The following is a 13,855-nucleotide window of genomic DNA, read 5'->3' on the forward strand; positions in this document are numbered from 1 at the left end:
ATCGTTGGCCCCCTTACTGTCCGCTTCCTATTCAGTCATCCCATCAGGATAGCGACGAACCCCGTCGACCCAGACACCTCGCACCTGGAACAGCTTCCAGTCGGCGATGGATTCACGGGGATCACGATCCAGCCAGACCAGATCCGCACGTAATCCTGGTCGCAACTGGCCGACTTCGTTTTCTACCCCCAGCTGCCGCGCAGCATCCACGGTGACGGCCTTGAGCGCCCGCTCTACCGATACAGCCTGTTCCGCCCCCAGCAACTGACCACTGGCCGTTTGCCGGTGCACCGCATTCCAGACCAGCTGAAGCGGTTGGAACGGCACTACGGGAGAGTCAGCATGCAAGGTAAAAGGCAGCCCCTGCTGATCCGCCTCCGCTAGCGGCGAGATTCGTTCAGCCCGCTCCGGGCCGAGGAAGATATCCCGGTGGCGGTCGCCCCAGTAATAGACATGGGTATTAAAGAAAGACGGAATCACATCCAGCTCGGCCATTCGCTGCAACTGTTCAGACGTTGCCATTTGCGCATGGATGATCACCGGCTGCTGTTTAATGCCCGGGCATTGCGTTCTTGCCGCAGCAATAGCCTCCAGGCTCATCGCGATCGCCGCATCACCATTGGCATGAATCGCTACCTGCAAGTCCTGACAATGGAAACGCGTTACCTGCTCAGCCAGCGCCTGCTCGGATAGCGTAGGAAAACCCAGATACTCTGCTGGATAATCCTCCGGCACCGAAAAATACGGCTGACTAAGAAAGCCGGTATACCCTTGCAGGGAACCGTCGCTCACCAGCTTCACCGACCCCCGGTAACTGCGCTCCCCTTCAGGAAACGACAAACGCCCCTGGGTGATTTGCTGTTGTGCATCAGCATCAGGCCAGATGCTCAGTCGCACCGGCACCAGGCCGTAACGTATTACCGGCCCCAGCGCCCTTATCGCCGCAGCATCTGCCAGACCATTCTGGGCAAACGTAATGCCCCGCGACAAATAGAGGCGCGATGCCTGACGCATCACACGAAACCCATCCATAGCCGGCAGATCCAGTATTCTTGCCCTGACCGGATTGAATGCCGTCTCCGCCAGCAACCCATTAAGCCGCCCGTCGCTGTCACGGCCATAGTATCCACCCTCAGGATCCTGCACCGACTCATCGATCCCCATGGTCTGAAGAGCGACACTGTTCACCACCCCAAAGTGTCCAGAGATATGCATCACCAGCACCGGCCGGGTTTCACTGACGCTATCCAGCTCCTGTCGGGTCGGGAAACGTTGTTCGCCTACCGTCGTGTCGTCAAAGCCATAGGCCAGTAATGTCCCACTGGGACGCCGTTGCGCCAACAGCTTCAAACGCTCAATCAGGGTTTCAATACTGTATAGATCCCCAATAGGGGGGCTGTTTGCATCCACCGCAATAGCGGAAAGGCCTTCACCGGGGAAATGCCCATGGGCCTCAATAAAACCTGGCATGAGAGTGCCACCCTGCAAATCCACCGCGATGACATCGCGACTCACCTTGTCGCGGAGCGTATCCACATCCCCCAGCTCAACAATCTCCCCTCGTTGAACCAGCATCGCAGACGACTCAGGCATTGCGGGGTCCATCGTCAGGATGGTCCCGTTAAAAAAGAGTTGTGCCGCCGGAGCCGGAGGATTGAACCAGCGATGTAACCCCGCCAATGCCGCAATCACTACCAGCGCCAACACCGCTACGATGCCAAGCCAGATTTTCATAGTCTCCCTCCTCACGCGCAGACTTTGCACCGCCGATCCACTCGCGGCAATGTGCCATGATCACATTTGTTAATAAAACAAATCAGCTTTACCTACGCCCTATCTGCACCATGTCGCGCTATAGTGAAGCCCGGAATGTATATAGGGCGCCACTTTGATGCATTTTTCCTGCACTAATACAGGGAAAAGCAGGCACAACCTTTGCATTAACCGCGTTGAATTTTTGCGTACCACCCATCGTGGACACCTGCTGCAGAGCAAAATCAGACAGGTAACAACCGGAGATACACCCCATGAAAGCATCAGATTTGTTCGTCCGTGCACTGGAAGCGGAAGGCGTTGAGCACGTCTTTGCCATTCCAGGCGAAGAAAACCTGGACCTGCTTGAGTCCCTGCGCGGCTCGAAGATCAAACTGGTGATTACCCGTCATGAGCAGGCTGCAGGCTTCATGGCCTCTACTTACGGCCGCCTCACTGGCAAGGCCGGCGTGTGCATGTCGACACTGGGTCCCGGCGCCACCAACTTTGTGACCGCTGCCGCCTACGCCCAACTGGGCGCCATGCCCATGGTAATGATCACCGGGCAAAAACCGATCAAGAGCAGCAAGCAGGGCCAGTTCCAGATCATCGACGTGGTCGACATGATGCGCCCGCTAACCAAGTTCACCAAACAGGTAGTGAGTGGCGACTCCATCCCCACTCGCATTCGTGAAGCCTTCCGCCTGGCTCAGGAAGAACGTCCGGGAGCCACTCATCTGGAGTTGCCGGAAGATATCGCCCGCGAACATTCCACCATGCCGGTCACCGAGCCGAGCGTGACCCGCCGCCCTATTTCCGAAGACAAAGCTATCTGCAAGGCCATCGAAGCCATTCAGGGCGCGCGCAAACCCCTGTTGCTGGCCGGTGCTGGCGCCAACCGCAAGCTGACCAGCAAGATGCTGCGCCAGTTTGTTGAAAAGCTGGGCATCCCGGTGATCACCACGCAGATGGGTAAAGGGGTTGTCGATGAGACCGGCCCGCACTTCCTGGGCAACACCGCCCTGTCCGCCGGTGATTTTGTCCATCGCGCTATCGATCAGGCCGACCTGATCATTAACGTCGGTCATGACGTCGTTGAGAAGCCCCCCTTCTTCATGCGCCCCGGCGGAGCCGAGGTAGTTCATATCAACTTCAACTCTGCCCAGGTCGATCCGGTGTACTTCCCGCAGATCGAAGTGATTGGCGATATCGCCAACAGTCTGTGGCAACTGAAAGAACGACTGGAACCGCAGGAGCACTGGAGCTTTTCCGACTTCCACCGTATCCGCGATGCACTACAGAAACATATCCATGACGGCATTCAGGACGACAGCTTCCCGATCCGCCCGCAGCGCCTGGTGGATGAGATCCGTCGCATCATGCCCGACGACGGCATCCTGACGCTGGATAACGGCATGTACAAAATCTGGTTCGCGCGTAACTATCCCGCGGTACAACCCAACACTGTATTGCTGGATAACGCCCTGGCCACCATGGGTGCCGGCCTGCCTTCTGGCATGGCGGCCAAGATGGTGTATCCGAACCGCCGGGTAATGGCCATTGCCGGCGATGGTGGCTTCATGATGAATAGCCAGGAACTGGAAACGGCGGTACGCCTGAATCTGGATATCGTCATCCTGATTCTGCGCGATGATGGTTACGGCATGATCAAGTGGAAGCAAGCGGATATGGATTTCCAGGACTTTGGCCTGGATTTCAACAACCCGAATTTTGTGGACTATGCCCGCGCCTACGGAGCCCATGGTCACCTGGTGGAATCCACCGCCGGCCTCGCCCCGCTGATCGAAGAATGCTACGCCGCTGGCGGCGTACACGTGATTGATTGCCCAGTGGACTACCGCGACAACAACCGTATTCTGAATCAGGAAATTCGTGATCTCAGCTCCAAGCTATGAGCACACCCCCAACGGCGGAAAGTCTCCCGCCGTTGGGGGTTTTGATTCTAGCGTCGGGTGCCCGACGTCCGACGCAGACCCCAACTTCATGGCCCCACCAACGCCATCAAGGAACTGACATGCTAAAAGAAGCCTACCCCTACTACTTGGCCAACGAAGCCGTGTTCGCCAATCAAGATCTGGATGTTACCGACAAGTACAGCGGCGAAGTGGCTACCCGTGTGGCCATGGCCGATGCAGCTACCATTGATAAAGCCATTGATGCCGCCGACAAGGCCAGCGCAGCCATGGCCGCACTGGCCCCCTACGAGCGCCAGGAAATTCTCTACCACTGCGTTAAGCGCTTTCAGGAGCGGTTCGATGAGCTGGCCGAGGCCTTGTGCATCGAAGCTGGCAAACCTATCAAGGATGCCCGCGGTGAAGTCACGCGCTTGATCGACACCTTCCGTGTGGCGGCCGAAGAAGCAGTACGTATTGAAGGCGAAGTACTGAACCTGGAAATCTCAGCCCGCGCCAAAGGCTACCGGGGCATGGTCAAGCGTGTACCGATTGGTCCCTGCTCCTTCATTTCGCCGTTTAATTTCCCGTTGAATCTGGCAGCCCATAAAGTGGCACCGGCCATTGCGGCGGGTTGCCCCTTTGTATTGAAACCCGCCAGCCGTACTCCTATCGGTGCCATCATCATTGGGGAAGTCCTGGCCGAAACCAACCTGCCCAAGGGCGCATTTTCCGTACTGCCCTGCCACCGGGACGGTGCCGACCTGTTCACCACAGACGAACGCTTCAAGCTGCTCAGCTTCACCGGCAGCCCGGACGTGGGCTGGGATCTGAAAGCCCGCGCCGGCAAGAAGCCAGTGATTCTGGAACTGGGCGGCAACGCGGCAGTAGTGGTAGATGAAGATGCCGATTTGAACGACGCCGTGGAACGGATCGTGTTTGGTGCGTTTTACCAATCCGGGCAAAGCTGCATCGGTGTTCAACGCATCATGATCCACGACGCCATTTACGATGAACTGAAAGCAAAGCTGGTAGAAAAAACCGCCTCGCTGAAAATGGGCGACCCGAAAGACGAAGATACGTTCATCGGCCCGGTGATTTCTGAAGGCGAAGCCACCCGACTGGAAAACTGGATCAACGAGGCGGTAGAAGCCGGCGCCAATCTGCTGGTGGGCGGAAAGCGCGACGGGGCCATGCTGCAAGCCACCCTGCTCGAAGATGCCCCGGCAGGCACCAACATTGTGGAAGAAGAAGCCTTCGGCCCGGTGGCGGTGATCAGTCGCTTCAGCGATTTCGATGCTGCCCTGCAATCCATCAACGATTCCAAGTTTGGTTTGCAGGCGGGTATTTTCACTCGTGACCTCTACAAGGCCCAAAAAGCCTGGGATGTGCTGGAAGTTGGCGGCGTCGTCATCGGCGATGTGCCAAGCTGGCGGGTGGACAACATGCCCTACGGCGGCGTGAAAGATTCCGGCCTCGGCCGTGAAGGCATCCGCTGGGCCATTAACGACATGACCGAAGAGCGCCTGCTGGTGATCCGCACGCCGCAGTAACGCCTTACCAGATCGACCAGTTCCTCCCTCTGGACCAGGGAGTGCCGGGCTCGCTTTCGCAAGGAAGCGGGCCCGATTTTATTCAGGGCCTCAGCACCGGCGTAACGCCAGCTTGGCCGGTTGTCCCTCCCTTAACTGCGCCCGTCCCAAAGCCATGGGAACCGGAATTCCCGAGGTTTAGTGTCAAAAGGGATAGACACGCTGGAGGGCAAGGAATGACCACCACAAAGAGAGATCTGCTGAACGCACTGGCAACCTTGCTGGGAGCAACAACCTACAATGACTGTCTGGATGCCCGAATGCCCATTTTCCCCACAGAAACCGGCTTGATAACACCCCCTAACTACCAGGCGCGGAAAAACCGTTTAACCTGAAAAACGACCGCTCACACCGATATGAGCACCGTTCATCTCGGTTTTACACAAGATTAACAGACAGCCGTTTACCTGATGGGCATCTAACCCTATCTTCCGATTCCAATAAGAATACGTGACACAAGTCATAACTCTTAAACAACTGTATCGGATCGGAGATATTTCATGAAAAAGACGCTTTCGCTTGCCGCCCTGTCCGCCGCCATGATGAGCGCTCCCCTCGCCAGCCAGGCCGCGACTGACACAACCACTTTTGATGTACTGCTGACCCTGATCGGCTCCTGTACCGTCAGCCAGGCTGACAATCTGGATTTCGGTACTCGCACTGAAGCCGAAGTGAACACTGGCGGCATCACTGCCACCTCTACCGTGGGCATCACCTGCTCTAACAATACGGCTTACACTGTTGGCCTGTCTGGCACCATTGGCGCTCGCAACATGACCTCCACCAACGGTTCGTCTGTTGCCTATCAGCTGTTCCAGCCCGATGGTTCCACCGCCTGGGATAACGCCAGCACCGTGGCAGGCACCGGTAACAGCGCCCAGCAGGATTACACTGTGAACGGCACCATCCCGGCCCAGACCATGACCCTCAACGCAGGCGATGCTCCCGACGGGGATACCGGTATCTCCCTGAGCGATACCGTCACCGTTACCGTTACGTTCTAAGCGGCTAAACCGCTATCATTGCCTCCCCGGATTGAATCCCCAGTCCGGGAAGAGGACACAAGGATGTCGGTAAGTGAAGGCAAAGCCGTTTCAGAATGGGTGGGGCACTGGCCAACATGCAGGCACAGTGATTCCCACCTCATTCGTATTTGCATCACTGATTTTTCTCACGCCCGTCAGCTGGGCAGGTGAGAAGGACGCCCCGCGTCTTGCTGCCGCCGACACCCCTCCCAGCAGAATTGTTTCTCTGGATAATCAGTTTTCCCAATCCGATATCGAACAACTGCGAGCCCAGGCACGAGGCCAGGCCCATGCCGCCTTTATCGCCTACCCGCAACTGATTCTCAATGGACAGCCAACCCCCCGGATGCTGCCGATCCAGGTCTACGGCGGCGATATTGCCGTGGATACCAGAGCCCTGGCGGAACAGGGCATCAATCTCCCAACGGACAATGATTCGCAATGGCAGACACTATCCGAGTTGGGCATCGCCGGCCGTTACGACAACAATGCCCAGCAGATCAACCTGTTGGTGCCTGCCGAGTGGCTACCCCACCAGAGCCTTAGCGCCGGTCTTACCCCCAGCACCACTCCCGTGCAGCGCGGCCAGGGAGCCTTGCTTAACTACGATGCCTACAGCACCTGGCTGGATGATGGCGGGGAAAGCACCGCGGCCAGCCATGAGCTGCGCCTGTTTGATGAATGGGGCATTGCCAGCACCAGTGGTTTGGTGCGCTGGAACAATGAGCTGGAAGACAGCGGTGATTACGTCCGTTTGGATAGCTACTGGCGCTTTACCAATCCAGACAGCATGCAGACATGGATGGTCGGAGACACTATCAGTGGTGCGCTGACCTGGACACCATCGATCCGCATGGGGGGGTGCAACTGTCACGCAACTTTGCTTCACGCCCCGATCTGATTACCTTTCCGCTTCCCCAGATCAGTGGTTCGGCGACCCTGCCCTCAGCGCTGCAGGTTTTTGTCAACGACCTGCGCTTGACCGATCAACCGGTGCAGCCAGGCCCCTTTGTGCTGGAGACCTCTCCGCGAGTGACAGGACTGGGTGAGGTACAGGTAGTCACCACAGACACTCTTGGCCGCCAGGTTACCCAGACCGTTCCCTTTTATGTCAGTCCCAAACTGCTTCGCGAAGGGTTTTGGGATTACTCCGCCACCCTGGGTTCTGCCCGCCGCTATTACGGACAGCGCTCCAATGATTACGATGGCCAGCCAGTGGGCACCGGGGTGGCGCGCTATGGTTTCAATGAACGCCTGACCTTCGAAGGCACCAGCAGCCTGAGTAGTGAACTGATCAACACCGGCGTCGGCGTGGTCGTGCGACCCGGCATGCTGGGGGTGTCCAACCTGGCTCTGGCCCACGGCCAGGATGATGACGAAAGTGGCACTCAATGGGTGGTCGGCCATGAGTTCCGCACCCGCCGCTATGGTGTCAGCGGTCAGTACACCCAGCGCACCGAGGGCTACCGGGATCTCAGCAACAGCCTTGATGTATTACCCAGCATCAAAAGCAGCCTGCAACTTAACGGCAATCTGAACCTGGGCGAACAGGGCGATATCAGCGCCAGCTATTTGGAAACACGTCTGTTTGATGGCGATGACAGTCGCTTCTTTGTGCTGGGGCACAGCCGCACCCTCTGGCACCAGCTTTCCATCACCCTCAGCGTGAACCAGAATCTGGATGACAGCGACGACCGCACCTGGCTGGCTGGCTTCCTCTATCGCATCCGCCCTGCCGACAAACGTCCGATTCAGGCTGGAGCCCGCTTTGATCATGACGAGAAAAACAGCGACACCAGCACCGTGCTGACCCTGCGCCAGCAGGTAGAAGAGTTCTGGGATCTCGGATGGGATCTTGCCTATAGCCCGAACAGCGATGGCACCCGCCAGGCGCGTGGTCGCTGGTGGACACCCTATGCGGATCTGCAGGCGGGCGTGTATGGTCAGGGCAACGAGCTGAACAGCTTCGCCAACCTCAGCGGTTCCGTGGTCACCAATTATGACGATGTATTCGCCGCCAACAGCATGAACAACAGTTTTGCCATCGTGGATACCGGAGGCTTTGCGGACATGCCGGTTCGACGCGCCAACCGGGTGATCGGCTACACCAACCACAAGGGCCGATTGCTGATGCCGGATCTGGTCGCCTGGCAGGAAAACACCCTCGCCATCGATGTAGATGACCTGCCCATGGATGCCCAGCTTGAGAGTGCGACGCTGACGCTCAAGCCCGCCGAGCTGACCGGCGTCACGGCTCACTTTGATGTCCAGCAGACCCACAGCGCGGTGCTGGTAGTCGAGGATTCCAGTGGACAGAGCATCCCCGCCGGGGGGCGTGTTCTGCTGCCGGGGGCAGACGCCACCGTGGTTGGATTTGATGGCGAAATTTTCCTGCAAGGGCTTTCCGCTGGCAGCAACGAAATCGGCATCATCAGTAACGGTGCGCTTTGCACCGTGACCTTCGATTTCAAACCCGAGCCAGGCACCCTCCAGCGCCTGGGGCCGCTGCCCTGCCTGGCCCCTTCGGAACGCAACGACAGCTCGGCCAACCTGAGTCCCTCCCTCCCCCCGGAGGAGCCCGATGCGGAGACCGTGGCCGATCCGGTTGAGCCCGTGCAGCAAACCGCCATTCCCGCTCCAACCGGGAATGCGGAAATGCTCAGTGCCTCACTGATTATTCAGGACAAACGCGGCGTCCCTCTCCCGGCGGGAGCCAGGGTGTTAATCCCCAACGCAAAACCCTCCGCTGTCGGAGACAACGGCAAAACCCTGTTGCAGGGTATCGTGGAGGGGGAAAACGAAATTGGTATTATCAGTGGTGCAGGCCTGTGTACAGTGAAGTTCACCTTCAGTGCTGAGACTGGTGACAAGCAGCAGCTTGGCCCCCACACCTGCCTGTCACCATCGGAACAAGAGTAACGGAGCGCAAACCATGCTGAATCGTCTGAAAAACATTGTCTTCTGCGCCCTGTTAGCGGGTCCAGGCTCAATGCTTTATGCGGGCCAACTGACGGTTGCCCCATTAACGCTGACCATGGCACCCACCCAGCCCAATGCCACCTACAAGCTGACCAACGGATCGGACAAGGAAAGCTTCTATCAGCTGCAGTTATTCGCCTGGGAACAAATCGACGGAAAGACGCAACTGCTAAAACAGGATGATCTGATTGTCACACCACCAGTGACACTGATCCCCGGTAACGGCGAACAACTGGTGCGAATCATTCGCCAACGCCCTACTCAATCTGACAATGAAAAAAGCTACCGCCTGATCATCAGCGAAGTGCCCGATACGGAAAGCCCCCAGGGCGCCAACCTCAGGGTATTGCTGAGAATGTCCTTGCCCGTTTTTGTCGGTGGCGAAGGCAAGGAATATGCGCTGAAAGCCTATTACAAGGACGGTACTCTTCGCGTAAAAAATACCGGCACCAAGCATGCACGATTTAGCGATGTATTCTGGACGAATCAGGATTCCAACCAACAATACGATATTCAGAAAGGCCTGCTTGGCTATGCCCTGCCTGGTGCAGAACTGCATCTTCCAGCCGATAAAACACCGCCAAAGGGGGCAATCCGTTTCTTCTCCGCTACAATCAACGGCGAAAGCCAGACCATAATGGTTGAGGACTTGCCATGAGGATCCTACTTTTCCTGAGCGCGCTGTTACTCCTGCCTCTGACGGGAAACACCGCTGTTACATGTGGTCTCAGCAACAACCCGGTGCTGGATTTTGGCACCCCGGACCCCTTTGTCGGCGGCAACATCACCACTACCGCCACGCTGAACTGGTCATGCACCAAAGACAGCCCAGGCCAACCGTCGTTTCAGCTGTGTTTCTTCGTTTCGCCCGACAGCAATGGCAACATTGATCCCCGCCTTCTGGAAAGCAGTGGCGGAGCAACGCTCCCCTTCAATGTGTACAGTGATGCTACCCATACCACCGTCATGCAGCCCACCGTAGATGGCTTCTCTGTCCCGGTCAGCATCCCGAACAGTGGCCCGGATACCGTCAGCGGTACCATCAACCTCTATGGCATGCTGCAGCCGCTTCTCACCGATGTACAAACCGGGCTGTATCAAACCGTCATGGCAAACTCTCAGGTCCATATCGTATCGGGCGGCTCAGGGGCGGCCTGCTCCAGCACCAAGGGCGCCGCTGACAACCTCTACACCCTCACCGCACAGGTCAATATCCCCAACCAATGCCAAGTAACAGCCACCGATCTCGACTTCGGCACCCAGGCCACACCACTGCTGCAGACCGACAGTCAATCCAGCATTACCGTTCGCTGTACCAACACCACCCTGTTCAGCGTCGGACTCAACGGCGGCCTGAGCGGCAACCGGGAATTAACCAGTGGCACCAATAGCGTTGGCTACGAGCTGTATCAGGATACCGGGCGTACCACCGTCTGGAATAACACTACAGGCCGACAGTCCGGCACCGGCATGGGGACTACGGCAGCAATCCAGTTGATGGTATTTGGCAGAATCTTTGCCGATCCCACCGCAGCAGAAGGGGTCTATACGGATACCGTCACGGTGGACGTTACCTTCTAACGCCCAGCCATGCTAACGCCCAACCTTGGCCAAGAAAGAATAAACGGCAAAATTATTATTCTTTTTTCGTAAATGCGCTTTACAAAAATAACGCGATTCCTCCACATTTTTCGGCCGGTTCCCACCCTAGTATCAGCAGTGTTCCTTTTTTTTGGCTCACTGAAGACAGGTTTATGGAATCCCTCGGACTGATTGGCTCACTGCTCTCCTCTTTACTGAACCCGACTCCTGTCGAAACCGGCCCAGCCGACCCACACTGGTATCAACCCGTTGTTGATACCCACTGGCAAATACAGCTGCAGGGTACCGTTAACACCGGCTACGATGTGGATCTGTATGTGCTGGATCTTTTCGACACCCCTGGCAATGTCATTCGGGATCTGCAGGCCAGTAACCGCCGTGTCATCTGCTACTTTTCCGCAGGAAGCTACGAAGAGTGGCGCGAAGATGAGGGGCGCTTTCTCCCATCAGACAAAGGCCGAAACCTGGATGGCTGGCCCGGCGAACGCTGGCTGGATATCCGCTCGCAAAACGTACGCAACATCATGCGTGATCGCATCGCTTTGGCTGCAGAGAAAGGCTGCGACGGCGTAGACCCGGATAACGTGGACGGCTACAGCAACCGCACTGGCTTTGCTCTGACCGGCAAGGATCAGCTGGAGTACAACCGCTTTCTTGCCAGCCAGGCCCATAGCAACGGACTGGCCATTTCACTGAAGAATGATCTGGAACAAGTGTCAGAGCTCGTCGATGAATTTGATTTCGCGATCAATGAATCCTGTCATCAATGGAATGAATGTGACTTGCTGCAGCCTTTCATTGATGCAGGCAAACCCGTTTTCCATATCGATTACCTCTATGCCAATGACCCTCAGGCCCGCGCCGCGTTCTGTGCAACCATGAATCAGAAGCGTTTCCGCTCCCTGACCCTGCCGCTTGAACTCGACGACAGCTATCGCTTCAGCTGCACGCCCTAGACATTCCTGTCAGCAGGCTTCTCGAAACACTTGCTGATACACTGGGAGTTCACGATAAGGGACTCCCGGCACCATGCATGAAGCATTGACTCTCATTGTTGTTTTACTCGGCTCGGCCGTAGCCGCCGTTGTGCTTTTCCGTCGCCTTGGCATGCCCCCCATTCTCGCCTATCTACTATGCGGCCTGGCTGCAGGTCCCTTTGGTTTCGGCTGGATCACCAATCTGGAAGGCATTCAGCATCTGGCGGAATTCGGCATCGTATTTCTGCTGTTTACCCTGGGGCTGGAATTTTCCATTCCTCGCCTGCTGACACTGCGGCGCGTGGTGTTCGGCGCCGGCCCGCTACAGGTTGTGCTTACCGGGCTTGCCGTATTCGCCGTCATGCGGTTGCTCGGCTTCTCGACATTGACCTCCGGCATTACTGGCTGTGCCCTGTCGCTGTCTTCCACTGCCATCGTGATACGGGAACTGATCGGCCGGGGTGCAGTGAACACCGGCTATGGTCGTTCATCCACAGGCATCCTGCTGTTTCAGGATCTGGCCGCGGTACTCATGCTGGTGCTGCTCCCGCTATTCAGTCAGGAAGGCAATGACCACCTGCTGAGCATGACCGCGTTAACGCTGGGCAAATCCCTGCTGCTGTTTGTGGGCATCTTTGTGGTGGGCAAATGGATTCTGCCTCGCCTTCTGGAAGAGACCGGTCGCACCCGTTCCGACGAAGTGTTCGTGATGACTGCTCTGCTGCTGGCTCTGGTCGCCGCCTGGGTAACCCACTGGCTTGGTCTCTCCATGGCATTGGGCGCATTCCTGGCCGGCATGATGCTGGGAGAAAGCCACTTCCGGCATCAGATCGAGGCCGACCTGCGCCCTTTTCGTGACCTGCTGTTGGGGCTGTTCTTTATCAGTGTAGGCATGCTGGTTGACCCGGATCTTTTTGCCGCCAAATGGCACTGGATTATCCTCGCTGCACTCTCAATCATGCTGTTCAAGGGGCTGCTGATCATGGTGTTGCTGAAGCTGCTTGGTGAGCGTACCGAGGTCAGCCTGCGCAGCGGGATCGTGCTTTCCCAGTGTGGGGAATTTGGGTTTGTTCTGGTTGCACTGGCCGTCTCCCATGAGGTCATGACTCCCGGCAAAGCCGGTCTGCTGGTCTCCATCACCGTGCTGACCATGTCTGTCACTCCTGCCCTGATTCAGAATAGTGGGCGGTTAACCCGTGCCCTGCTGCGTCCCTGGTTATCGATTCCGGAAGACTCGCCGGTTTCAAAAGATATCCAGGGACATGTCATCCTCTGTGGCTACGGGCGCGTAGGTCAGAACCTGATGCGCTACCTGGGGAGCTTCCATCATCAGGCCATCGCTATTGATCTGGATCTCGTTCGGCTGCAGGAAGCCAGTGCCGCCGGGGAAAAAATTCTCTACGGCGACGCCAGCCGCAAGGACATCCTGGAACGAGCCGGTATTGAACGCGCCCGCCTGCTGGTGGTGACATTCGATAACGCTCGTTTGGCAGAACGCATTCTTCATACCGTTCGCGATATCAACCCTGCGATCCGCGTGCTGGTGCGCACTCGGGATGAGACACATCTGGAAAGCCTCACTGAAGCCGGGGCGGCCGAAGTCGTGCCTGAGGTACTGGAAGCCTCCCTGATGCTGGTAGCACATGCGCTGATGATGCTGGACGTGCCCTTTGAGCGCGTGCTCGCCACGCTGAGAAAAACCCGCCGGGAACGCTACCGGATGCTTCAGGGTTACTATCACGGCGACAGCTTCCCCAGCACCGACAGCGCCGGTAACCCATACCGTCTCCTCCATGCAGTCACCCTTACCGGAAAGGCCAGAGCCATTGGTCAGAGCATCGCGCAGTGCAGCCTCAAGGATGTTGAAATCCGCGAGATAAAACGCGACGGGCAAGGCTCAGACAATCCCGACCCGGAAACCCGATTGCAACAAGATGACACCCTGATTCTCTACGGCCCACTGGAAGCAGTAGAGGCCGCAGAAATCAAACTACTGGGCGGATAAATACAGGATC

General features: G+C 57.2%; 11 protein-coding genes. 10 read left to right on the plus strand and 1 reads right to left on the minus strand.

Features of this window, described 5'->3' with window-relative positions:
- Positions 1-27 precede the first annotated feature (27 nt).
- A complete protein-coding gene (locus tag Y5S_RS06255; protein ID WP_035231360.1) occupies positions 28-1,734 on the minus strand; it encodes an amidohydrolase in 1,707 nt (568 codons plus the stop codon).
- Between the two features lie 293 nt (positions 1,735-2,027).
- Here Y5S_RS06255 and Y5S_RS06260 point away from each other — a divergent pair, with 293 nt between their 5' ends.
- From Y5S_RS06260 to Y5S_RS06300, 10 genes are all read left to right on the plus strand, one after another.
- Positions 2,028-3,668 (plus strand): acetolactate synthase large subunit, encoded by a 1,641-nt coding sequence (locus Y5S_RS06260; RefSeq protein WP_035231362.1) that lies wholly within the window; start codon positions 2,028-2,030, stop codon positions 3,666-3,668.
- A 119-nt stretch (positions 3,669-3,787) separates the two neighbouring features.
- Entirely contained in the window at positions 3,788-5,218 is a 1,431-nt protein-coding gene (locus Y5S_RS06265; protein WP_035231363.1) for an aldehyde dehydrogenase family protein, read from the plus strand.
- Between the two features lie 215 nt (positions 5,219-5,433).
- The gene (locus Y5S_RS19655) at positions 5,434-5,592 is read left to right on the plus strand and encodes a hypothetical protein (RefSeq protein ID WP_156107610.1); all 159 of its coding nucleotides are present in this window, start codon (positions 5,434-5,436) and stop codon (positions 5,590-5,592) included.
- Between the two features lie 165 nt (positions 5,593-5,757).
- Positions 5,758-6,261 (plus strand): Csu type fimbrial protein, encoded by a 504-nt coding sequence (locus tag Y5S_RS06270; RefSeq protein ID WP_052041439.1) that lies wholly within the window; start codon positions 5,758-5,760, stop codon positions 6,259-6,261.
- Positions 6,262-6,334: 73 nt separating this feature from the next.
- Positions 6,335-7,183, plus strand: coding sequence for a fimbria/pilus outer membrane usher protein (locus Y5S_RS19660; RefSeq protein WP_035231365.1), 849 nt, complete (start codon positions 6,335-6,337; stop codon positions 7,181-7,183).
- The gene (locus Y5S_RS06280; RefSeq protein WP_081939692.1) at positions 7,081-9,201 is read left to right on the plus strand and encodes a fimbria/pilus outer membrane usher protein; all 2,121 of its coding nucleotides are present in this window, start codon (positions 7,081-7,083) and stop codon (positions 9,199-9,201) included. Before Y5S_RS19660 ends, Y5S_RS06280 begins: the two co-directional genes overlap by 103 nt.
- 13 nt (positions 9,202-9,214) lie before the next feature.
- Positions 9,215-9,919: a fimbrial biogenesis chaperone gene (locus Y5S_RS06285; RefSeq protein ID WP_035231367.1), complete on the plus strand. Its 705-nt coding sequence runs from the start codon at positions 9,215-9,217 to the stop codon at positions 9,917-9,919.
- Complete coding sequence (locus tag Y5S_RS06290) at positions 9,916-10,842, plus strand: Csu type fimbrial protein (RefSeq protein ID WP_035231369.1); 927 nt, start codon at positions 9,916-9,918, stop codon at positions 10,840-10,842. The genes Y5S_RS06285 and Y5S_RS06290 overlap by 4 nt, the downstream gene beginning before the upstream one ends.
- A 173-nt stretch (positions 10,843-11,015) precedes the next feature.
- Positions 11,016-11,819: an endo alpha-1,4 polygalactosaminidase gene (locus Y5S_RS06295; protein ID WP_035231371.1), complete on the plus strand. Its 804-nt coding sequence runs from the start codon at positions 11,016-11,018 to the stop codon at positions 11,817-11,819.
- A 73-nt stretch (positions 11,820-11,892) separates the two neighbouring features.
- Positions 11,893-13,845, plus strand: coding sequence for a monovalent cation:proton antiporter family protein (locus tag Y5S_RS06300; RefSeq protein ID WP_035231372.1), 1,953 nt, complete (start codon positions 11,893-11,895; stop codon positions 13,843-13,845).
- Positions 13,846-13,855 lie beyond the last annotated feature (10 nt).

The sequence above is a fragment of the Alcanivorax nanhaiticus genome (assembly GCF_000756665.1).
Classification (GTDB): Bacteria; Pseudomonadota; Gammaproteobacteria; order Pseudomonadales; family Alcanivoracaceae; genus Alcanivorax; species Alcanivorax nanhaiticus.

Excerpts from the sequence above, each read along its gene's own strand:
- Y5S_RS06300 (WP_035231372.1), top strand. The coding sequence starts at position 11,893 with ATGCATGAAGCATTGACTCTCATTGTTGTTTTACTCGGCTCGGCCGTA.
- Y5S_RS06295 (WP_035231371.1), top strand. The coding sequence starts at position 11,016 with ATGGAATCCCTCGGACTGATTGGCTCACTGCTCTCCTCTTTACTGAAC.
- Y5S_RS06255 (WP_035231360.1), bottom strand. The coding sequence starts at position 1,734 with ATGAAAATCTGGCTTGGCATCGTAGCGGTGTTGGCGCTGGTAGTGATT.
- Y5S_RS06270 (WP_052041439.1), top strand. The coding sequence starts at position 5,758 with ATGAAAAAGACGCTTTCGCTTGCCGCCCTGTCCGCCGCCATGATGAGC.
- Y5S_RS06290 (WP_035231369.1), top strand. The coding sequence starts at position 9,916 with ATGAGGATCCTACTTTTCCTGAGCGCGCTGTTACTCCTGCCTCTGACG.
- Y5S_RS06260 (WP_035231362.1), top strand. The coding sequence starts at position 2,028 with ATGAAAGCATCAGATTTGTTCGTCCGTGCACTGGAAGCGGAAGGCGTT.
- Y5S_RS06280 (WP_081939692.1), top strand. The coding sequence starts at position 7,081 with ATGGATGGTCGGAGACACTATCAGTGGTGCGCTGACCTGGACACCATC.
- Y5S_RS19655 (WP_156107610.1), top strand. The coding sequence starts at position 5,434 with ATGACCACCACAAAGAGAGATCTGCTGAACGCACTGGCAACCTTGCTG.
- Y5S_RS06285 (WP_035231367.1), top strand. The coding sequence starts at position 9,215 with ATGCTGAATCGTCTGAAAAACATTGTCTTCTGCGCCCTGTTAGCGGGT.
- Y5S_RS06265 (WP_035231363.1), top strand. The coding sequence starts at position 3,788 with ATGCTAAAAGAAGCCTACCCCTACTACTTGGCCAACGAAGCCGTGTTC.